The organism is Paenibacillus sp. GCM10027630, from assembly GCF_042676305.1.
In the GTDB taxonomy this organism is placed as follows: domain Bacteria; phylum Bacillota; class Bacilli; order Paenibacillales; family NBRC-103111; genus Paenibacillus_S.
Window position 1 is genome coordinate 250,223 of the sequence record NZ_JBHTGY010000057.1, and the last position, 21,599, is coordinate 271,821.

Here is a 21,599-nt window from a genome sequence, read left to right on the forward strand (position 1 = left end):
TTTAATATCAGACTTTAAAGTTTTCAGCGGAGCTGAACAAGCCTGATATTGCAAGAAAATACAGCTTAGACACGAATGTATCTTCATCGAAATGGCTTCGATCAGAAGCTTTTCTTATGTATAGCTCGTAAGCTTATCCGGATAGGGTAGAAACTAACGTTTGCCAACGAAGGGTGAATTCGTTTATAATCCTATACATAGATATACGATGCATATCAATTCTATGTATGAACTAGAAAAGGTGGTGGCCGGTTTTGAAAGTGAGTAAAGAGCTTCTCAAAGGAAGTACAGGTACACTTATTTTAACCCTGCTGGACAAGCAGGATCTGTATGGATACGAGCTGATTAAAGAATTGGAGAGAAGCTCGGACGGCACGTTTGCTCTTAAGGAAGGTACACTGTATCCTATCCTCCACGGGATGGAAGCGGAGCAGTGGGTTGAGGCTTACTGGCAGGAGGCTGAAGGCCGTAAACGGAAATATTACCGGCTTACGGATTCCGGCAGACGGCAGCTTCACGAGAAAAAGCAGGAATGGCGGCTGTTTCGCAATGCGGTAGATCGTGTGTTGGGGGAGGGGCAAGTATGAGGGACCAGCATCCTGTGGTGCTTGAGTATTTGAATGAGGTTTGCAAGCAAATTAAAGCCAGGGAGCTTCGTAAGGAAATTCGGCTGGAGTTGGAGGGGCATCTGGAAGAACTGGTATGGGAGAAACGGGAGCTGGGGATGGATGAGGAAGCAGCCGCTCGCCTCGCTATCGAACAGATGGGGGATTCTACTGCAGTTGCCGCGGGACTTAACCAGATCCATAAACCAAGCATCCCTTGGGGGTTGCTCAGTTGGCTGACGGTATTAATAGCGGTTGCTTTGGTAACTATGTACGCTTTAGATCTCAGCTACGCGTCAAAGTCGACCCCTATGAGCAATGAACGTATGTTCATGAGCAAAGCCATTTTTACTGGTATTGGGCTACTTATATTGCTAGTGTTGACTCGGGTCGATTACCGCAAGCTGCTGGGCTATTCGTCAGTGTTATATGGGGGCACTCTATTACTTATGATTTTTGCCATCGGTTGGGGACCGCAGGTTAATGGCGCCCGTAGTTATTTGTCAGTAGGTCCTTTAGTTATCGATATAGTTGGAACGAGCCCTTATTTACTTCTCATAGCGGTTGCTGGAATGTTAGCACATAAAGGTGCAAGTAAACGTAAGTATGAATATGTGCTGCAAGTTATTTTGTTTATAGGGTTACCGGTATTATTATACGTACTGGCCCCAGCTACTTCTGCACTTATTACTTATACTGTGGCTTATTTGCTTCTATTAGTTGTATCCGGCCGAAGCTGGCGATTCATTGTTCCACAAGCTGCTGCTTTGATTGGCATAGCTGTCAGCTTCATTCTGATACGTCCCTTTGGACGAGAGCGACTGGAGGCTTTTCTTCACCGTGATGCGGTCTCCCCGGATGCAGGCTGGATGTACATACAAATCGATAATGCTATCCGCTCAGCCGGTTGGTGGGGACATGGCTTTGCTTCTTTTAACCGAACGCTGCCCTACGCCTATTCCGATACTGTCTTTACTTATATTATTTACAGTTTAGGCTGGTTTGCAGGAGCGTTCGTATTGTTTACTGCTATATTATTTGTAGTGCAGCTGGCGAGGATGGCCTCACAAATCCGGGATTCGTACGGTAAAATGCTAATCACCAGTTTAGGTTCACTTTTCACTATTCAATTTGTTTGGAATATTGGAATGTCGCTTGGAATTCTGCCAATCGTTTCGATTGCATTTCCATTTATAAGCTATGGCGGTAGCCATTTACTCATACAACTGGCGGCGGTGGGGATGATCTGCAGTGTATACCAGCGCAAAGATATGATTCGCATAGCGCGGACGAAGTGAGCAAGCAATTTCCAACGCGCGCGAATCCCGGGGGCGCGTTGCGGCGTTGCATGGCGGTCGGTCGAACCCCAATTGTGTGAGCTGACAATAAATATTTGATTTTGCGAGGTTAGCAGGTATGGCCGATTGAAATATGATTAAAACGAAATTAGTATATAGAATCAAGTGGATGCTGCTGAAAAGTGGCGTCTTTTTTTGTTGAGCAGAAAGTTGAAGTGGGTATGCAGTTTGGCAGCAGTATTGATAAACATACTCTTTTTGAGAAAGGTATAGCTAGCCGCGTATCCTCAAGATATAAAAGATAATATGTTTTTTCTAGGCAGCGGCTTTATTAAAACATAGAGAACTATGATTCGGTGATTACAACCAGAAAAAAATGGGTTAACAGGAAATCCTCCAGCTAGTTTAACTAGAATAGTCCTAAGGGTCAATCTAGCAGGAAAATCTCCTGCTAATCCCTCCATGATTTGACTAATTGACCGAATAGGACGGAATTAGCATGAGGATTTCAAGTTATAGGGGTAGAAAGGCAGTTAGCCGGAGCCATTAACCTGAGAAATTCCAGCTATTATAATGTCTCAGATTTTTTGTAGTGTCCAGAAGAGCTCCTGCTAAATAAATAGTGTATTCTCTATTCCCGAGAAATGTCTATAAAACGGGTGAAGGGTGTACTTGATAACTTACAAAAAGATCAAGTATAAATACTCGAGAACAAGTCGATATGCAGAAGCAGCCCAAAGCTTGGAATAGACTCTTCTGAGAACTTTTTGTACAGTTTTTCTACGCCTCATATTGTTCACGATTTAGACACATAATTTTAAGCTGATTTTCAGATTGGCTTAATCTTACATTATTGTTTCTCTTGTATATTTTGTGGGTGGTTAAGCTGCTATCAAAATGGACATGGCTTATAGTAGAACATTTTGTTTCGAATGGAGGTTGTAAGACGTGCTTGAAGTAAAACAGGTTAGTAAATTGTACGAAAACCAAAGAGGGGTTCACAGCATCGACTTCTCCATGAAGCGTGGCGAGATTGTTGGATTTTTGGGGCCTAACGGCGCGGGTAAAACAACCACGATGCGGATGATTACGGGTTATTTGAATCCGACCCATGGTTCCATCGCAATTGATGGGCTATCGATGGCGGATCATCCGAAGAAAGCAAGGCAGAAGATCGGCTATTTGCCGGAAACACCTCCGTTGTACCCTGAAATGTCGGTGCAGTCTTATCTGCAGTTTATTGCAGATTTGCGTGACATACCGGTGAAGGAGCAGAAGCATCGCATTGGCGAGGTTATCGAGCGGCTTGGTCTGCAAGGACGGGAGCGGCAAGTTATCCGCGGACTGTCCAAAGGCTACAAGCAGCGGATGGGACTCGCGCAGGCTATCCTGCACAATCCTGATTTGCTGGTGCTCGATGAACCGACCTCGGGTCTCGATCCGAAGCAAATTATTGAAATTCGTCAGCTCATTCGCGAACTGGGGGAGAACCACACGGTGCTGCTCAGCACACATATCTTGCCTGAGATTAACACGCTGTGCAATCGCGTGTTAATTATTAATCAGGGGCGCATCGTGCTGGACGGGCATCCTGACCAGCTGGCGCTTTCGATGGGCGAGACGTTCGAAGTCTCGCTTGAAGTGAAAGGGCCGCGCGAGGCCATCCTGGCCGAGCTTCGCGGCCTGCCGCAGGTCGCCAGCGTGAAGCCGCTGGCGGAGGAGCCCGCTGCCGCTGCTGGCGCGGCAGCAAGTGCAACGGCTGCGCTATCGCAGCAGCCGGAGCAAGACGCGCCCGAGCAAAGCGTGGGCGCGCAAGAGCAGGCCGAGCCTGCGGCGTGGCCTGCAGAGGCGGACGGTGCTGTGGCGCCGACCGTCAAGGTCCTCGTGTCCGCGGCGGACCGCGCGGACATTCGCGAGGCCATCTTCTACCGCATGGCTGAGCTGCGGTATCCGATCCTCGCGATGAAGAAGGAAAGCTTGAGTCTGGAAGACATCTTCCTCAAGCTGACCACGAACGAAACGATGGATACCGCGACTGGGAGCGGGGCTTCAAGCTCATCCTCTGATTCTCCCGGCTCGTCCGACTTAATAGATACTAACGATAAGGGGGAGACTCCTCATGCGTAGAACCTGGGCGATTTGCAAAAAAGAGCTGCAAATGTATTTTTACTCCCCGACCGCTTACGCGGCGTTTGCTTTCTTTTTCCTGATCTCGGGCTACTTTTTCAGTGCCAACTTTTTGTACCCTCCCAACGTCATTGATGTCCGTCCGGTTGTGGGTACCGTAACCTTTGTGTTTTTGCTGATTATCCCACTGCTAACTATGCGCTTGGTCTCCGATGAGCTTCGTCAAGGGACGGATGAGCTGCTATTAACATCTCCTGTCAGTATTACTGAAATTATTTTGGGTAAATACTTGGCTGCGTTAGTAGTACAGCTTCTTCTCGTTGTCGGCTGCCTTCTGTATCCATGGATTATGAGCGCTTATGGAACCTTGGATCAACCGGTGCTGTGGCTTTCCTACTTGAGCATGTTTTTAGTAGGCGCAGCTATGATGGCTGTAGGCTTGTTCGCCTCATCGCTGTCTGCGCATCAGATGGTTTCCGGGATTACAGCGTTTGCGATATTGCTGATGTTTTGGACTATTGAGTGGCTGGGCGATAGTGTAGGCGGTAAAATCAAGGACTATCTCGGAACGTTTTCCATTATTAACCGGAGCACTGATTTACAAAAGGGTGTTCTCGATTTCTCCGATGTCCTGTTTTATGTGACCTTGATCATCGTGTTTATCATATTAAGCATACAAGTGCTTGAAAGAAAGCGCTGGAGATAAGGAGGGGACTGTATTGAATAAGTGGATTCGCGGTACGAATGCCGTTGTATTGTCACTGGCAGTGATCGGTATTTTTATCGTTCTGACGATTTTTCTAAACTCCACGAAAAGTTTGCAGATCGATTTAACGCAAAATAAAAAGTTTACGCTATCCGATAAAACAACGGAAACCTTGAAGGCGCTAGATAAAGATGTGCATATGATCTCTTTAACGAGTGACCAGACGGACCCTTATATTAAACGCCAAGTGGATGAGTTGGTACAGGAATATAAGAAGCGCAATAGCAAAATCGTGTTCGACCAATACGATATTGTCAAACAGCCTGCTTTAGCTAAACAATATGATGTCGATCCGTCCGGAACGCTTGTGGTAGAGAGCGGAACAGTGAAGAAAACGTTGTATTATGCTGACATGTTTATCCCTGGACAGCAGCAGGGCGAGTACAAGTTCAGCGGGGAAGAGAAGCTGACTCAAGCTCTGGTTAATTTAAACGTCAAGGAAAAAAGCAAGCTCTATTTCCTGTCCGGTCATAACGAGATTCCGTTGAATCAGCTGAATCTGTGGCGCAGTGGACTGGAAGGCGAAAATTATGAAGTGAAGGAATTGAATTTGCTTCGTGAAGGCAAGATTCCCGACGATGCAGAGGTTTTGTTCCTCATAGGCCCGCAGAATGACATTAGTGATAAAGAAAGTGACGTCATTAAGGAATATTTGAAGGGGAAAGGCAAGCTTTATGCGGCACTGGGCTTTAACAAAGACATGGCAACGCAATGGAAAAATATAGATGGATTGCTGGCACAGTATGGCATTAAGGATCAGCATGCCATTGCTATTGAGCCCAAGCAGAGCCAATTATTCGACCCATTGACGATCATTCCGGAGTATGGTTCCCATGCCATTACGAGAAAGCTTCAGGATTACAATTTATTGACTATGATGAACCTGGCAGTAACTTTGAGCTCGGATCAGCCTGTGACTGATTACACAACTACGGTGATCCTGAAGACTACAGAGAACGCTTATGGAGAAACGGATATTGAGACATTAACGAAGAGCCGTACAGTCAAAGATGAGAAGGATATCAAGGGCCCGCTAAACCTTGGCTATGTCGCGGAAACGAAAGAGAACAAGCCGAAAGCTGTTGTGCTGGGCGGTTCATCCTTCCTCGTTGACAATGTGATTCAACAGCAAGGCAACCGCGATTTCGCGCTTAACAGCGTTGGCTGGCTGCAAGAGCAGAAGGATCAGGTTACGATCCGTCCACGTGAGGGAGACGCGATCAAGCAGGCGATGATCACAGGAAGTCAGGCAAGTTCAATATTTTATGGTACTGTGCTGTTATTCCCACTGCTCTTCCTGATCGTCGGAGGTACGATTTGGTGGAGGAGGAGAAAAGGATGAAACGGCTGATTCCGACACTATTGCTGGTCATTATTTGTATAGGTGGCTTCTGGTACGCCTCCAGCAAAGACTTTTTCAAGGAAAGCAAGGCTCCTGCTGCTTCGCTTGTGAAGGTCAACAAGGACGAGGTGGCGAGCTTTTCGATTAAAGCTGAGGATAGCGAAATCGAGCTGCAGCGTAAAGATGGCAAATGGACAATGAACAAGCCGTCCCCGCTGCCCCTTAATGATTATGGTGCCGATGGCTGGGTGGAATCGTTCAACGCGCTTAGCAAAGACAAGACGGTTGATGCTAATGCAGCTGATCTGGCGCAATTTGGACTGGATAAGCCAAGCCAACAGTTCAAGGTGAGCCTGAATAACGGCACCTCTTATACGATCAGTGTAGGTGCTCCGGTAGCTATAAAAGGTTTTAGCTATGCGATGCTCAGCGGATCTCCGGAAGTCTTCCAGCTGAGCGATTCCCAGACCAAGCCGCTCGCTATGACTCAGCTTGATTTCATGGAGAAAAGCCCGGTTACGCTGGAGTATGACCAGGTCCGCAGCTTAAGCGTGGCTTGGAAGGGTGAGAAATGGGCGATTACGAAAACGGATGCCGACAAAAAATCATTCGAGTCCGACTGGAAACTAGATGACAAAGTCGTGAAGGGAACAGATGTAGGTCAGTATCTTAACAGACTGAAATTTCTTTCCACCGAACAGCCTGCCCGTCCGTCAAGCGGCATCAATATGAGTTCGCCTGAGCTGAGGGTAGAGGTCAAATCGGTAGATGCCTCCCAAAAGGAGATAACGACTGTATATTTGGGTAAAGTCGAGCAAGATAATGTATGGTTCGTAAAAGAGGGCGCAGAGTGGGCCTATGCCCTGCCTCTAGATTCCATCCAGGAGCTGGCCAATAAAGAGCTGCCGCAGCCACCGGGGACGGAAGCACCTCCTGCGAGTCCTATACCGGCTGCTCCAATGGAGCTGCCAACCAAGTAATCGTTTCGATCCAAATCAAACATCCCGATCTCCTGTTTCGTTGGAGTCGGGATGTTTTTAGGTTATATAGATAGCAGCCTGTTTCGTCCCTGAAAAATGCGACTATTTATCCCTGGCTTTTCATTCGTTCGGATTCCAGCCGTCGATACCCGCCAGTATATGCGCTGGGGTCATTTGCTCGGCTTCTTCCTGCGTCAACAGCTTGGACCAGCCAACCCGGGAAAACTGATTGGCTCCGGGACCTGTACTGCCGTATTCGTAATACCGCACGGTTGACTCATTGTTGGGATCATCCCAATGATCCCAGCCCTCTGCATGAATATGAGCCCCCATCCAGGTATTAATAAATGCTGTGTGAGCGTGTGGACGCCATGGCCGTCCCAGGAATACGGTCCCGTTATCTGCAGCCCCAGTCAAACGGCATTTCAGAAACACGTAGCCGTAAGGCCTGTAATGCTCGGTGGAAGCGGCAGTAATGTAGCCATCCCGTAGGCTGTGTATTTCACATTCATCGAACACAACAGTTGCTGAGCCGAATATAAAGTCGATGTGTCCTTCAATATAGCAGCCCCGAAAGTAGTTCCTCCCTTTGCACGTATACAAGGTATCTTGATTGCCTAGCAGCGAGACATTATGCACGTTAACGCGGTCTCCTGCTATATAAAGCGCGAGCGCTTGTCCGATCTCATGGCCGTATCCGGCTGTATTTTGAACGGTTAAGTTTTCCAACCGGCAGTCATCCCCTGCCATCGTTAATACAGGGGTTTGGAAAGTTCCAATCTCTTTTCCATCAGTCCCCACAATACGGGCATATTCATTATTGCTAAGAAGGGTGCCATCGCGGCTTTCTCCTACCAACCATATCCTTGTTTTGTTATCGGGGATAATGATTTTCTCCCGATATACTCCGTTTTTAATGAGTATACGGGTGTCGCTCTGCCAATGAACCCGCACTGCATCAATAGCTTCTTGTACACAATTAAAATCGCCGCTGCCATCAAGGGCCACTGTTAACTGTCGCATAGATTCTCCTCTTTCTAATGATAGAAAGGGACACCGCCAATCGGTGCCCCACTCTTTTTTATAATATCACTTTTCCTATTTCTTCGTACGTTTGGCGTTTTCAGCTTTATACTCATCCATCAGCTTCTGTCCGCCGGATTTCTTCCATTTCTCGATCTCAGCTTGATAACCGGCATCATCTATTTTACCCATGATGTATTTGGTTTGAGCGTCATAAATCATTTGCTCCAGCTCTTTGCCGCGCTCGCTGTACGTAGCTGAAATGAACGTCAAGGCCGGGTTCGGAACTGCACTTTTCATGTTTTCTTGAGTAAGCTTAGTTCCTTTTTCCCCGATAGCTACGTCTTTAAGTGGAAGAACGTTATAACCTTCGATATATGGGAAATTATCACGGTAAGGCTTAACCTCACGTTGGAAAGCAGTGAAATCTGTAAATTCCGTACGGTTATCCGATGTTTTCACATAGTGTTTGTTCTCGATTCCGCGCATTAGCAATGTAGCCATTTCCGGATCCATTAGCTGATCAAGGAATTTAAGAACACGCTTCATTTCGGCTTCTGTTTTTACAGAGGATTTCGGGATTACATAAATGCCGGAGTTACCTGTTTGACCTGCTACGCGTATGCCCTTCGGCCCTTCGAGAGGAGCTACGTCAACCACAGCTTTAGGATCGACTTTGGACAGGCGGTCTTGTTGGCTCTTAGCTGTTGTGGCAACGGCAATTTTGATGCCTACACGGCCGGAATCAAACATTTTATCGGCTTCTGTTGAGTCCAGAACGGCAAAGTCTTGATTAAGCAGCTTTTCATCATAAAGCTTGCGGTACATTTTCAAAACATCGGTATACTCTGGGGACATGAATTCTGGGAGGACATTTCCATCCTTGGTGATTTCCCACTTGTTAGGCGCTCCCATACCAACTGCAAAGCGGGTGGTCAAAGAAGTTTGGCCTTCGTTATACCTTTTAAACAAGACGACGCCGTAAGTATCATTTTTACCGTTTTTATCCGGGTCGTTTAACGTCATAGCTTTGGCTACATTGTACCAGTCGTCAACGGATTTAGGAACCTTCAACCCAAGGTTATCGAGCCAATCCTTACGGTAAACGATCGCAGCACGGGCAATTTCGGAGAAAACAGGAACGCCATATACTTTTCCATCCACTTTAATGTTGTCATAAAACTGTTCGCTTTGAGCAGCCAGGTTTTTGTAATCCTTCAAATAAGGACCAACTTCCCAGAACAAATCAGACTGCATGTTGCTGATGATATTAGGTACATACTGGACCTTAAGCAGCTTAGGCATTTCGCTGGATGCGATCATAACGTTAACCTTATCGTCATAAGCTGAGTTCGGAATCCATTGAATATTAAGCTTTGTATTTGTGTATTTTTCAATGGCTTGATTGATTTCATTCCCATCGCTCGGAATATCTCCTACTTGCGTCAATGCTATTGAAACTGGGAATGGAGTTGTATCTGAAATGGTGCTGCCTGCTGCTGATTCTTTTCCACCGCCGCAGCCTGCAACTATCGAGCCGGCCATGGCAAGTACACTTAGGGACGCCAGAGTTTTTTGTTTGTTCATTGGTTTCTCCACCTTTTTTCTCTAAATTTATCTTAGTCACTTGCCATATTATCTATCTTATCGCGGGTTCAAGCCAGACACTGGATTTAACTTCTTGCTAAACAATGCGCTAGTAGCGCGGTTTTACAAGACTAATGTGCTTGATTTAACATTGTGCATGCCAAACTTAACCCTCATTTTTGCATGGTTACTATAAGATAGCTTGGGAATATAACTTGCTTAGAAGGAAAAGGAAATTATGCATAGGGCTTCCACAAACTGGACAACCTACTTTTGACAACACGAAAGGAGGTAAATCGATGTATACACAACAACAGCAACAGCAGCAACAAGGAAATATGGTCAGCTCCAAAGAACTGGCATACATAACAGACTGCTTAAAAAATGAGGACCTGTTGGCCAAACTAGCCGTACAATCCGCAGCCGACAGTCAATCCCCTCAGTTGAAGCAGGTACTGATTCAGCTTGCACAAGACCGTCTGCAGCATACGGATCAACTTCTTAGAACATTGCAGCAGCAATCGCAATTGACTCACTAATCGCACAGGAGGTGCAGCTATGTATCAGCAAACACTTACCAACTCATATAATCAGCAAAGTAATCAAACTCAGAATACACAGCTTAAAGATCAGGACTGGGGTAATCTGGTGCTGTCCGAATTAAAGCGAACGGCGCGTGAGTATACAACCGCTGCTTTGGAATCATCGCATCCGGCCATTCGCCAAACTTTCCAGACGATTGCACAGCACACGATGCAGGATCAGGCGGAGCTATTTACGGTATTGTCTCAGCTAAGTGGTTACGGTCCGATTAAAGCTGCGGATCAGCAGGAAATTCAGCAAGAGCTTCAACAGCAAATTCAAAAGGCGGAACAGCTTCAGTCTTTTGTCCAACAATCGCTGCAGAGCCATTTTGCGGGAGCGGGCGGATTCCAGCAGCAGCAGCAATATGTTAATACCGCTTTCCAGTCCTCGCAGCCTTATCAGCAATCGACTCAAGCGCCATCTTACCAGCCATACACTCAATCCCTTCCGGCACAAGGCGGCCAGGGACAGAGCTATGGACAAAACTATAGCCAAGGCATCAGCAGCACTCCGGGCTTCAATCAGAACTTTAATCAAGCCATCCATAACTCCGGACTTGGTTTTTCGCAAAATACGAATACCGGGTACAGCCAAAATCAATCATCAGGCTCACAAAGTGAGGCTAACGATTATTCAGGTGCGAAGAGCTCTTTTACAGGAGGGCAAGATTTCAGCAGCTCCTCAACGGCCAGAATTGGCCAAGCGTCAATCTCGGCTGCGGCTAATCAAGATTACAACACAAATAAGTACAGCAGCAGCGCGGATACATCCTTCTCCAAAAACGCACAGGATACATTTAGCTCGTCTACGGGTGCGCGGGGCGGTAACAGCTTCAATTGGCATGGGTCCGATGAGAATGAAAGCACTTTGACATCGGCATCCTCTCAGAATCAGAACCGATCCGCTGAATCGACGGGTAAAAGCTTTATCTAACATTGGGATTTCCAATACGACAAACGATACCCCCTTGCATATTGCAGGGGGGTATCGTTGTTGTAGACTGTCGGATAGTTCGAAGCAATAAATGATAAATAAAAAAAGATAAATTTTTAATAATAAATTAGGTCCAAATGACTAATTCGGGACTTGAAAATAACGATTTAGCGTGATAATATTTATCTAAAATTGCTGTAAAATGTCGAATTTAGTCGAAATATGGATTTGCTGCAAAGGATGATGCCCGAGCACACCAACCAACTAGCCAACTAACCAGAAGAAGACCGGTGGATTTATCGAGTAAGGCGTACGTAGAAATCATTTGCGGCAAAACAACTATTTTACAGAGGGTGATACTATGAAGTGGTTTATGAACTTGAAGACGTCGGTAAAATTAATTTCCGCATTTGTAACCGTAGCAATTATTGTAGCAGTTGTCGGAATGTATGCGATTTCAAATCTAAGCATGATGAACAACAATATCCAGGAAATGTATAATAATAATCTTACATCAATCCAAAGGTTATCGTCAGGTTTAAATAGCTATCAAAATGGCCGTGTTGCAGCACGTGACATTAGCTTGGCTGCTACTATGTCGGATAGAGATAAATTTCAGACAGATATTCAAACATACATGAAGGAAATACAGGAGCAAATAGAAGTTTACCGCAGTACAAAGCTTACCCAACCAGAGAAAGATCAACTCAAAAATTTTGATACTGTATTTACGGCTTATTTGAAAACGCTGGAGACTGCCATGAAGCTGGCTGATAAAGAGGACAAAACGGATTACATAAAGTTTCAAGGCTCAGAATTAACAGCTGCAGGAAGTAAGGTCAGAGAGAGCTTATCAAAGCTGATAGATATTAATGTGAAGCTGGCTGAAGGGACGAATACCCAATCCGCTGAAGCTTATGCATCTGCGCGAATGATGACAATCATTATGGTTATTGCAGCCTTCTTAATTAGTATATTGATGGGGTATGGGATAGCCCAATCGATTGCGCGGCCGCTATCTCGAATTGTAGGCTTGGTGGCGAAGGTGGCTCACGGTGATCTGCAAGAGAAAGCCAACATTGATACGAAGGACGAGGTCGGCCAGTTAGCTGCTTCTATTAATCAAATGATCAATAGCCTGCGCAATCTTATTGGAGGCGTTATACAATCCTCCCAAAGCGTGGCGGCAGCCTCTGAGCAAATTTCTGCAAGCACACAAGAAATTGCCGGCAGCAGTACGAATCAAGCTCATTCGGCCCAATCCATTACGGAATTGTTTAAAGAGCTGAGTGTGGCGATTAATTCGGTTGCCGAAAGCGCTGAGCAAGCTGCTGAATTATCGAACATAACGGTAAAGACAGCAAATGAAGGTGATATTGTGGTGCAAGCATCCGTCGTGGGAATGCAGGCTGTAAGTCAGACAATGGCCCGTTTGGAAGAGGATTCTTTGAAAATAGGCGACATTATTGAAGTTATAGACGATATTGCCGATCAAACCAATTTACTTGCGCTGAATGCAGCTATAGAAGCGGCTAGAGCAGGCGATCAAGGCAGAGGGTTTGCTGTGGTAGCCGATGAAGTCCGCAAGCTGGCTGAGAGAAGCAGCGAAGCGACCAAAGAAATATCGGCCATCATTAAAGTTATGCAGTCTAATACGAAACAAAGTGTAACGGCTGTTACAGACAGTGTGACTCAGTCCTCACAAACAAGCGTTGCCTTTCAGAATATTATCAGAATGGTGAATGATTCCTCCCAGAAGGTAAATGAGATTGCGGCGGCTTGTGAAGAAGAAGCGGCGCAAGCAGCCGAGGTTATGCAATCTGTAGAGTTAATATCCGCTTCCAGTCAGGAATCGGCGGCAGCGTCGGAAGAAACCGCAGCAACTTGTCAGTCGCTGGCGCAGCTTGCGGATGAGCTTAATTCCTCCATTTCCATTTTTAAAATTTAACTATGCGGATGTGATCCTATGGCAACGGTACAACAGGACCAATACATTGAGATGACTGTCGGAGCTGAAGCTTATGCCGTCAGAATTGAAGAAATTCATGAGATCATCAAGATGCAGACCATCACTGAAATCCCTCACTGCAAACAGTATGTGAAGGGCGTAATCAACTTAAGGGGGAAGGTTGTCCCCATAATCAGTTTTCGGAATTTGTTTGGTTTGCCTGAACAGACCTTTACCAAGGCTACACGTATTGTGGTCGTTAAGCACCAGGAAGAATCGGTTGGAATCATTGTGGACCAAGTGAACAAAGTAACTACATTTACTGATATTCAGCCTCCGCCTGAACATGTAGCAGGCGTAAGCGGAGCCTATTTTCTCGGGATTGGACTTCGGGAGCAGAAGTTGGTCGGTATTTTAAAACTGGATGAAGTGCTGCTGCGCGACTAAAAGGAGGCGGGTACTAATGGAAGACCTATCAGCCTACCGGGAAGCGTTTATTGAAGAACTGGTGGATCAGCTTGAACGTATGGAGCAAGATTTGCTTTCTATGGAAAAGGACGCATCGGAAGAAATAGTTCAATCCATTTTCCGTTCCGCTCACACCATTAAGGGCTCTTCAGCTGCCATGGGCTTTGAGGAGATGAAATCTTTAACTCATGAGGTTGAGCATTTGTTGGATATGGTTAGGGGAAATAAGCTTGAGGTAGATTCCCGTCTTATTAATTTGCTGTTTGGTGCTTTGGATGTATTGAAAGCGTTGCGGGATGAATATATGCGGGGCCATACTTATTCGGATATTTCCAAACTGTTATACGACCTTCAGAATTTCACCAAAGGTACAGAAGTTCTTCTCCCCAAATGGAGGAATTTGCCGGAGCTTACCTTGGAACAATCACTGCGGTTGGAGGAAGCGGTGGAATCAGGGCTGCACCTGTTGAAAATCCAGCTAAGCCTGGCGGACGATTGCCCCATGAAAGCCGCACGCTTCCATCTGATTGCTCAAGAAATATCTGCCCAATACGGAGCTATTATTGTATCGGAGCCATCTGCCTTATTTAAACAAGAAGGAGCAGCAGCGGAAGATGGCTATTCGGAATCCGTATTTTTGATAAGCACTTCTCTGGATATTAAAGACGTGCAGAATCAGGCGTCAATTCTAACGGATGTCAGGTCTGCTAAGGTGGAATCCTACAAGCAGCCGTTAAGTAAAAAGGAGAGCCAGCCTTTGCCTGGCCCCAAGGAAGCCGTATTAGAAGAAAAAAGTAAGCAGGCGCCCCAAACTATTCGTGTGAGTGTAGAGCGGTTGGAGCATCTTATGAATCTGGTGGGAGAGCTGCTCATTGACCAGACCTCTCTCTCCCAGCTTAAGCAGTCAGTGTCTCATCGGTTTGCGAACGAAGAATTTGTGGAGAGACTTAGCGACATAACGGATCATATGTCCAGTATCGTGGAAGAGCTACAGGAAAGCGTCATGAAAGCACGAATGCTGCCAATCGAGCATCTATTCAACCGTTTTCCGAGGATGGTTCGGGATCTCTCCCAGAAGCTGGACAAAGAAATCGAGTTAGTGTTAGAAGGGATGGAAACGGAGCTCGATCGGACGCTTATTGAAGAAATAGGGGATCCCTTAATTCATCTAATCCGCAATGCGGTTGATCACGGTATTGAATCTGCAGAGACGCGCTTAAGTAAAGGCAAGAGAGCCAGAGGCCGTGTCCGTTTAAACTCGTATCATGAGGATAATCAGGTTGTTATTACTGTAGAAGATGATGGAGCGGGGATCATTCCGGAGCGTATTAAAGCTTCTGCTTTGCGCAAGGGGATCATCTCGGAGGAGGAAGCGGGCCGACTTTCTGATCACAGCGCAATGTATTTAATCTTCCAGCCGGGATTCTCGACGGCGGCTTCAGTTAGCGAGGTGTCCGGCCGCGGTGTAGGAATGGATATTGTCCGCAATCAGATCGAGAGACTTAATGGACTAATAGATATTCAGTCCACTCCTGATGTAGGTACTTGTTTTACAGTTCGCATACCGTTAACACTTGCGATTATTACAGGTCTGATGGTGAAGGTCAGCGACCGTGATTTTGTAATCCCAATGAATAACGTAATTGAGATTGTCCGTGTTCCTATGGAAGAGATTCAGACCGTACAAGGGGAGAGCGTCATTGTAATCCGCAATCAGGTTATCCCTCTTGTATGGTTGTGTGATGCTCTTCACTATTCAAAAGGGGAGGTTCAAAGTAAATTCATCCCTGTTGTAATAGTGGGCTCAGCAGAAAAGAAGCTGGCGGTAGCGGTTGATGAGCTGATGGGAAATCAGGAAATTGTGATCAAAACGCTAGGGACGTTTCTGGGGAAAATTCCTTTTATCGCTGGAGCTACAATTCTTGGGAATGGCCGGGTTGCCCTGATTTTGGAAATTGCTTATTTAATTCAAAGGTTAAAAAAGGATAAAGCTAGAGCGGTCGTATAATAGGGGTGCTCTTGGCGGCTGTGTTCATGTTCTAATTCATTTAAAGCGGTGGTTCTTACTCTTGCAAATATTCAAGAGTAGGGACCTTTTTTAATAGAATTTATAAAACAGTAAGAGCAAGCATGTATTAGCGATTCCAAGGTTATCTGCTCGACAGATGAAAGGATAAAGGATATCCGGCATTATGAATTAGCACATTTTTCCGTTGTTTCCCATTGATGAAAGAGAGTGTATAATGCGAAGGAGTGTTCCCCCAAAACAAATTTGACACAGATTCAGGGGTAGCTTAGACTAATTTTTAGAGAACAAAAATGATACGTCGCTTCATTAAAATAGAGTGACTAAGTATTGCTGGGAGGCACGGCCTTTTGTTATTGGATATGAAGCAATGGAAGCATGTTTTTAAGCTGGATCCTGACCGGGAGCTTTCAGACGATCAGCTGGACCGTCTTTGTTTATCAGGAACGGATGCAATTCTGGTCGGCGGGTCCTCAGGTGTTACCTATGATAATACGGTTGATTTGCTTGCGAGAATCCGTAGATATGAAGTGCCTTGTGTGCTGGAGGTCTCCAATCAAGAAGCTATTGTCCCGGGCTATGATTTATTTTTTATACCTATTGTATTGAACGCGCGGGATCCACAATGGATCGTAGGGCATCATCATCAAGCGCTTCGCGAATATGGAGCTATTCTGGATTGGCAGCAAGTAAGGACCGAAGGCTATATTATGCTGAATGGGGACTCCACTGCCGCATTAATTACAGAAGCTGATACCCAGCTTGATACGAAGGACGTCGAGGCATACGTGCGAATGGCGGATCGGTTATTTCATTGTTCAATTGTTTATCTGGAATACAGCGGGGTGTTTGGAGATATGAACATCGTATCGCGCGCCAGAGATTTGTTGCACAGCTCAAGACTTTTTTACGGGGGCGGCATTGACGGTCCAGATAAAGCGCGGGAAGCAGCCAAGGCAGCCCATACCGTTGTGGTCGGAAATGTGGTTTATGAGCAGTTTGAACAGGCGTTAGCCACGGTGCAGGCAGTCAAATCCATTTAAAACGAATTCATTTTTACTATAATCATTCCATTCATTGTTTTATTAATAATAAACTCATATGAGAAACCGTTATCGAAGGGATTAGATATTATGAATGAAACCATCGATTTATTTGCATCTATAGATTCTTTGAATCCTCAGCAAAAGAAAGCTGTCGAGACAGTCGACGGTCCGCTTCTAATAATGGCTGGAGCGGGCAGCGGCAAGACCCGAGTGCTGACGCACCGGATCGCCTATTTAATTGCAACAAGAAAGGCTGCGCCATGGAGCATACTGGCAATCACCTTTACAAACAAAGCATCACGTGAAATGCAGGAACGGGTGAGCAAGCTGGTCGGCCCGAATGGCCGGGACATCTGGGTATCCACCTTCCACTCCATGTGTGTGCGTATTTTGCGCAAGGATATTTCCCGCATCGGCTTTACAAACAATTTCACCATACTTGATTCCGGTGATCAATTATCCGTAATTAAGAACTGCATGAAGGAGCTTAACATCGATGTCAAGAAGTTTGAGCCCAAAGCCGTTCAGGCCGCAATGGGTGGCTACAAGAACGAGTTGAAAACTCCGGAGATGGTTGAAGGTACAATCGGGGACTACTTCGATGGTGTCGTGGCCAAAGTGTACAAGCTGTATCAGAAAAAGCTGAGACACAATAACTCGCTGGATTTTGACGACTTGATTATGACGACGATTCGTCTATTTAAGGAAGAGCCCGAGGTGTTGGAATTTTACCAAAACAAGTTCCAATACATCCATGTTGACGAATACCAGGATACGAACCGTGCTCAATACATGCTTTGTTTAATGCTGGCGGACAAGCACAACCGCATATGCGTCGTCGGAGACAGTGACCAGTCGATTTATCGCTGGCGGGGTGCGGATATTAGCAATATCCTCAATTTCGAGCAGGACTATCCGAAGGCGACAACTATTTTATTGGAGCAGAATTACCGTTCTACCTCCACGATTTTGAATGCAGCCAACAAAGTAATTGCTAACAATGCTGGCCGCAAAGCGAAAAATCTGTGGACGAGCAAGGGTGACGGAAGCAAAATACGTATGTACCAAGCTGATTCCGAGCATGAAGAAGGGTACTTTATTACAAGTGAGATTAATAAACATGTAGCTAGCGGCAAAAGATATGAAGATCATGCCATTCTTTACAGGACCAATGCTCAGTCGCGTATTATAGAGGAAATACTGATTAAATCGGATATTCCATATCAAATCGTTGGCGGCGTCAAGTTCTATGATCGTAAAGAAATTAAGGATATACTTGCTTACCTGAGGCTTATTTCCAACCCCAATGATGACATTAGCTTTGTGCGGGTTGTAAATGTACCGAAACGGGGCATAGGCGATACGACCGTTGAACGGCTGGCGGATGCAGCAGCACGCAGAGGCGTCTCCTTGTTCACAGTTTTAGAAGAAGTAGACGGCATGGAGATTGGAGCGAAGGCTAAGCATGCACTGGCTGACTTTCGCGAAATGATCGACAACCTGAACCGTATGGTCGATTATTTGTCTGTAACGGAATTGACTGAAAAAATGCTGGAGCTTACCCAATACCGGCTCGAGTTTCAACGTGAAAAAACGATTGAATCAACAGCGCGGCTGGAAAATATCGATGAGTTTCTGTCCGTTACGTTGGATTTTGAGAAGCGCAACGAGGACAAAACGCTTATCTCCTTCCTTACCGATCTGGCGTTGATTGCGGACATCGATTCGTTGAACAAAACAGAAGAGGATAAGGCGGACAGTGGTAATGCTGTCGTCTTGATGACTATGCACAGCGCTAAGGGGCTGGAATTCCCCGTTGTCTTTATTATTGGTATGGAGGAAGGTGTGTTCCCTCACAGTCGTGCCTCCAATGATAATGAGGAGCTCGAAGAAGAGCGCCGGCTGGCTTATGTGGGTATCACCCGTGCTGAGCAGGAGCTTTACCTCACCTGCGCCAGAATGCGCACCTTGTTCGGGCGCACCAACATGAACGCTCCCTCGCGGTTCCTTACGGAAATCCCCGAGGAGCTGCTGGAGCTGGCTTCGCCTGGCCGCACCATCGGCGGCCGCTCGGGCGGTGCCTCAGCCGGCCGTGAGAGCCGCTACGGCTCCACAGGCAGCTTCGGCAGCGCAAGTGCCTCGGCTCCCGCCTCCGGCGGCAAAACCGTTAGCTTCCGGGCCTCAGCTCCCGGAAGCGCAGCTCCAACCGGCGCAGCCCGGCCGGTTGTGGTAAGTGCGGGCGGCGCTGCCGCCGGATCGGTGCCCGAATTCAAGATGGGCGATAAAGTCGCCCATGGCAAGTGGGGCACCGGCACTGTCGTCGCCAAGAAGGGCACCGGCGACGATACCGAGCTGCAGATCGCGTTTCCTGCGCCTGTCGGAGTGAAGAGACTTCTCGCCAAGTTTGCTCCGATTACGAAGCAAAGCTAGCAGCCCTGTAGTAGGTTAACACAGCAGTTGTACACTGTTATTCGCCAATGCTTTTATTTAGGAGAGGACGGTTTTCTTTATGCAGGATGCCATTGAGGCTATGAAAGCCCTCATCGAAGAAATCAACCATCATAACTATTCATACTATACATTAGACCAACCGAGCATCGCTGATGCCGAATGGGATAAGCTGTACGACAAGCTTGTGGCGTTGGAGCGGGAGACGGGCGTGATTTTCCCTAGCTCCCCTACACAGCGAGTTGGCGATCAATTGCTGAAAGGCTTTGATGAGCATAAACACAGGGCACGTCTGTGGAGTTTGGATAAGGCGCAGAACCATGAGGAAATAATGCTCTGGCACAACCGTGTTCAGAAGCTGGTTAACGAGTACAATACCCAGCATCCTGAGGAGCAGCTGCCTGCGCCAACCTTTGTCATGGAGCTTAAATTTGACGGCCTTACCTTAAACCTTACCTATGATCATGGGGTTCTGGTACAAGCGGCTACACGCGGTAACGGGACGGTTGGGGAAGGTATCTTGGCCCAAGTCAAAACAATCCGCTCTATTCCAATGGAGATACCTTATCGTGACGGCATTGTTGAAATTCAGGGCGAAGGGATCATGAACTTGTCCGTTCTGGAGGAATACAATAAAACGGCAGTAGACCTTTTGAAAAATGCGCGCAATGCAGCGGCTGGTGCACTGCGTAACCTTAATCCTAAGGTGACGGCATCAAGGAAGCTTAACGCTTATTTTTACAATGTCGGTTATACGGATGGCCTAGCATTTAAGGACCATCAGGAAATGGTCGAGTTTTTGCGCAGCAGCCGGTTCAGGGTTAGTCCGTTCATTCATTTCTATGATTCAATTGAAGCTGTTGTGCAAGAACTGGATAACACAGCCTCTATGCGTCACACGTTTGATTTTCTGATAGATGGCCTGGTTTTGAAGGTTAACGATATGCGTACGCGCGAGGTGTTGGGTTACACGGATAAATTTCCGCGATGGGCTGTAGCCTTTAAATTTGAGGCGGAAGAAGCTGTAACGACGCTGCTTTCCGTTTCATGGGAGGTAGGCCGCACCGGTAAAATAACGCCTGTGGCCAAGGTGGAGCCGGTAGATATAGCTGGAGTCACCGTACAAAACTGTACTCTAAATAACATCGGTGACATTGAGCGCAAAGGCTTGAGGCATGCATTAGGCAGTCAAGTTTATATTCGTCGCTCCAATGACGTCATTCCCGAGCTTCTTGGCAAAGTAACGGAGGAGCAGGATGGTCAAGAGATTCCATTCCCTGAACATTGCCCTTCGTGCGGATCTTTGCTTGAGCTGAAGGGAGCACATTTGTTTTGTTTAAACAGACTGGAGTGTCGCCCTCAGCTGATTGGGAGGATTACGCATTTCGCTTCGCGAGACGCGATGGACATCGACACATTCAGCATTATGACTGCCGAACAGCTGTATCAAGAGCTGGATGTGCGGGACCCTGCAGATCTATATCATCTGCAATTTGACGATTTAATCAAGCTGGAGCGGTTTGGAGAGAAGAAAGCAACGAAGCTGCTGGCTGCATTTGAGAAGAGCAAGCAATGTGATCTGGCTTCATTCTTGTTTGCGCTGGGTATTCCTAATACGGGGAAAACAACGACCAAGGTGCTGGCCGACCACTACCGCAGCCTGAATAAGCTGATGGAAGCTACACCGGAGGAGCTTATTACGTTGAACGATATTGGAGGCATTGTTGCTGAAAGCATCGTAGGCTTTTTCCGTGACCCCGTTATGCAGAGCAGTATAGAGCGTCTTATCCAGGCTGGAGTCAATCCCGTAAGTGAAGAAGCTCCGGTTATCGCCAATACGGATAATCCTTTCTTTGGCAAAACCATTGTGCTAACAGGGACTTTAACCTTAATGAGCCGCGATGAAGCGGGCAAACGGCTGGAAGCTATGGGTGCGAAGATTACCGGAAGTGTTTCGAAAAAAACAGACATCGTCATAGCGGGAGAAAGTGCCGGCAGCAAATTAACCAAAGCCCAGGAGTTGGGCATTCGTGTCATCGATAACGAGCAAGAGCTGCTGGAGCTACTGGGGGAGGCATAATGCCTCCCTTTTTCATCCGGGTAGAAAGTTTAAGTTCTTTGCAGCACTTTAAAGTGGGAATGCTCTTGCTAATTCTGTGTAAGTAATTCATGAAATGAGGACAGATGTTCAATTTCATTGTAGGGGAGATCAGGACTCTCTTGTGACTACTGAATGAAAGACGTTAGATGGAAATCCTCCCGTTAATCCAGCCTGGAAATCGTTTTAAAGCAAGCTAACTGGAAAAACTCCTGCTGTCGAGAAAGTCTCGGCAGTCTTTTTTTTCTTTAATATAATTCACCAATTCACCGCGTTAATTTGATATAATATAGTAAATAATTTGGAAAGTGGTGATGTC

16 protein-coding genes are annotated in these 21,599 nt (G+C 46.5%); 14 read left to right on the forward strand and 2 right to left on the reverse strand.

The genetic code is table 11. The annotated features are described in order from the left end of the window. Positions 1 to 254 precede the first annotated feature (254 nt). The 6 genes from ACFQ0C_RS28895 (at position 255) to ACFQ0C_RS28920 (ending at position 7,118) form a co-directional block, all read left to right on the forward strand. Positions 255 to 587: a PadR family transcriptional regulator gene (locus ACFQ0C_RS28895; RefSeq protein WP_258214034.1), complete on the forward strand. Its 333-nt coding sequence runs from the start codon at positions 255 to 257 to the stop codon at positions 585 to 587. Further along, complete coding sequence (locus ACFQ0C_RS28900) at positions 584 to 1,903, forward strand: FtsW/RodA/SpoVE family cell cycle protein (RefSeq protein ID WP_379371861.1); 1,320 nt, start codon at positions 584 to 586, stop codon at positions 1,901 to 1,903. Before ACFQ0C_RS28895 ends, ACFQ0C_RS28900 begins: the two co-directional genes overlap by 4 nt. Before the next feature lie 948 nt (positions 1,904 to 2,851). After that, positions 2,852 to 4,030 (forward strand): ABC transporter ATP-binding protein, encoded by a 1,179-nt coding sequence (locus ACFQ0C_RS28905; RefSeq protein ID WP_379371863.1) that lies wholly within the window; start codon positions 2,852 to 2,854, stop codon positions 4,028 to 4,030. Beyond that, the gene (locus tag ACFQ0C_RS28910) at positions 4,023 to 4,736 is read left to right on the forward strand and encodes an ABC transporter permease subunit (RefSeq protein WP_258214037.1); all 714 of its coding nucleotides are present in this window, start codon (positions 4,023 to 4,025) and stop codon (positions 4,734 to 4,736) included. The genes ACFQ0C_RS28905 and ACFQ0C_RS28910 overlap by 8 nt, the downstream gene beginning before the upstream one ends. Positions 4,737 to 4,749: 13 nt before the next feature. After that, on the forward strand, positions 4,750 to 6,138 hold the full coding sequence (locus ACFQ0C_RS28915; protein WP_379371866.1) for a GldG family protein: 1,389 nt from the start codon (positions 4,750 to 4,752) through the stop codon (positions 6,136 to 6,138). Continuing rightward, positions 6,135 to 7,118: a DUF4340 domain-containing protein gene (locus tag ACFQ0C_RS28920; protein WP_379371868.1), complete on the forward strand. Its 984-nt coding sequence runs from the start codon at positions 6,135 to 6,137 to the stop codon at positions 7,116 to 7,118. The genes ACFQ0C_RS28915 and ACFQ0C_RS28920 overlap by 4 nt, the downstream gene beginning before the upstream one ends. Before the next feature lie 120 nt (positions 7,119 to 7,238). Here the strand turns inward: ACFQ0C_RS28920 and ACFQ0C_RS28925 are convergent, their stop codons facing one another. Together ACFQ0C_RS28925 and ACFQ0C_RS28930 are read right to left on the reverse strand one after the other, a co-directional pair. Further along, positions 7,239 to 8,141 carry a pectinesterase family protein gene (locus tag ACFQ0C_RS28925; protein ID WP_379371870.1) on the reverse strand — a complete coding sequence of 301 codons (903 nt, stop codon included), beginning with the start codon at positions 8,139 to 8,141 and terminating at the stop codon, positions 7,239 to 7,241. A gap of 75 nt (positions 8,142 to 8,216) precedes the next feature. Further along, the gene (locus ACFQ0C_RS28930; protein ID WP_379371872.1) at positions 8,217 to 9,728 is read right to left on the reverse strand and encodes an extracellular solute-binding protein; all 1,512 of its coding nucleotides are present in this window, start codon (positions 9,726 to 9,728) and stop codon (positions 8,217 to 8,219) included. 299 nt (positions 9,729 to 10,027) lie between these two features. Here ACFQ0C_RS28930 and ACFQ0C_RS28935 point away from each other — a divergent pair, with 299 nt between their 5' ends. The 8 genes from ACFQ0C_RS28935 to ligA all read left to right on the forward strand — a co-directional run bounded on the left by ACFQ0C_RS28935 (position 10,028) and on the right by ligA (position 21,262). Beyond that, the gene (locus tag ACFQ0C_RS28935) at positions 10,028 to 10,267 is read left to right on the forward strand and encodes a hypothetical protein (RefSeq protein WP_379371874.1); all 240 of its coding nucleotides are present in this window, start codon (positions 10,028 to 10,030) and stop codon (positions 10,265 to 10,267) included. Between the two features lie 19 nt (positions 10,268 to 10,286). After that, on the forward strand, positions 10,287 to 11,246 hold the full coding sequence (locus tag ACFQ0C_RS28940) for a spore coat protein (RefSeq protein ID WP_379371876.1): 960 nt from the start codon (positions 10,287 to 10,289) through the stop codon (positions 11,244 to 11,246). Between the two features lie 361 nt (positions 11,247 to 11,607). After that, entirely contained in the window at positions 11,608 to 13,194 is a 1,587-nt protein-coding gene (locus ACFQ0C_RS28945) for a methyl-accepting chemotaxis protein (RefSeq protein ID WP_379371878.1), read from the forward strand. A gap of 18 nt (positions 13,195 to 13,212) precedes the next feature. Then, positions 13,213 to 13,641 (forward strand): chemotaxis protein CheW, encoded by a 429-nt coding sequence (locus ACFQ0C_RS28950; RefSeq protein ID WP_379371880.1) that lies wholly within the window; start codon positions 13,213 to 13,215, stop codon positions 13,639 to 13,641. A 16-nt stretch (positions 13,642 to 13,657) separates the two neighbouring features. Then, the gene (locus ACFQ0C_RS28955; protein ID WP_379371882.1) at positions 13,658 to 15,670 is read left to right on the forward strand and encodes a chemotaxis protein CheW; all 2,013 of its coding nucleotides are present in this window, start codon (positions 13,658 to 13,660) and stop codon (positions 15,668 to 15,670) included. Between the two features lie 368 nt (positions 15,671 to 16,038). After that, complete coding sequence (gene pcrB, locus ACFQ0C_RS28960; protein ID WP_379371884.1) at positions 16,039 to 16,731, forward strand: heptaprenylglyceryl phosphate synthase; 693 nt, start codon at positions 16,039 to 16,041, stop codon at positions 16,729 to 16,731. Between the two features lie 90 nt (positions 16,732 to 16,821). Next, entirely contained in the window at positions 16,822 to 19,164 is a 2,343-nt protein-coding gene (gene pcrA / locus ACFQ0C_RS28965; protein ID WP_379371886.1) for a DNA helicase PcrA, read from the forward strand. Positions 19,165 to 19,243: 79 nt separating this feature from the next. Further along, positions 19,244 to 21,262, forward strand: a complete 2,019-nt coding sequence (gene ligA, locus ACFQ0C_RS28970; protein WP_379371888.1) for an NAD-dependent DNA ligase LigA — start codon at positions 19,244 to 19,246, stop codon at positions 21,260 to 21,262. Positions 21,263 to 21,599: the final 337 nt, after the last annotated feature.

Excerpts from the sequence above, each read along its gene's own strand:
- ACFQ0C_RS28900 (WP_379371861.1), top strand. The coding sequence starts at position 584 with ATGAGGGACCAGCATCCTGTGGTGCTTGAGTATTTGAATGAGGTTTGC.
- ACFQ0C_RS28910 (WP_258214037.1), top strand. The coding sequence starts at position 4,023 with ATGCGTAGAACCTGGGCGATTTGCAAAAAAGAGCTGCAAATGTATTTT.
- ACFQ0C_RS28920 (WP_379371868.1), top strand. The coding sequence starts at position 6,135 with ATGAAACGGCTGATTCCGACACTATTGCTGGTCATTATTTGTATAGGT.
- ACFQ0C_RS28925 (WP_379371870.1), bottom strand. The coding sequence starts at position 8,141 with ATGCGACAGTTAACAGTGGCCCTTGATGGCAGCGGCGATTTTAATTGT.
- ACFQ0C_RS28930 (WP_379371872.1), bottom strand. The coding sequence starts at position 9,728 with ATGAACAAACAAAAAACTCTGGCGTCCCTAAGTGTACTTGCCATGGCC.
- ACFQ0C_RS28935 (WP_379371874.1), top strand. The coding sequence starts at position 10,028 with ATGTATACACAACAACAGCAACAGCAGCAACAAGGAAATATGGTCAGC.
- ACFQ0C_RS28940 (WP_379371876.1), top strand. The coding sequence starts at position 10,287 with ATGTATCAGCAAACACTTACCAACTCATATAATCAGCAAAGTAATCAA.
- ACFQ0C_RS28945 (WP_379371878.1), top strand. The coding sequence starts at position 11,608 with ATGAAGTGGTTTATGAACTTGAAGACGTCGGTAAAATTAATTTCCGCA.
- ACFQ0C_RS28950 (WP_379371880.1), top strand. The coding sequence starts at position 13,213 with ATGGCAACGGTACAACAGGACCAATACATTGAGATGACTGTCGGAGCT.
- ACFQ0C_RS28955 (WP_379371882.1), top strand. The coding sequence starts at position 13,658 with ATGGAAGACCTATCAGCCTACCGGGAAGCGTTTATTGAAGAACTGGTG.
- pcrA (WP_379371886.1), top strand. The coding sequence starts at position 16,822 with ATGAATGAAACCATCGATTTATTTGCATCTATAGATTCTTTGAATCCT.
- ligA (WP_379371888.1), top strand. The coding sequence starts at position 19,244 with ATGCAGGATGCCATTGAGGCTATGAAAGCCCTCATCGAAGAAATCAAC.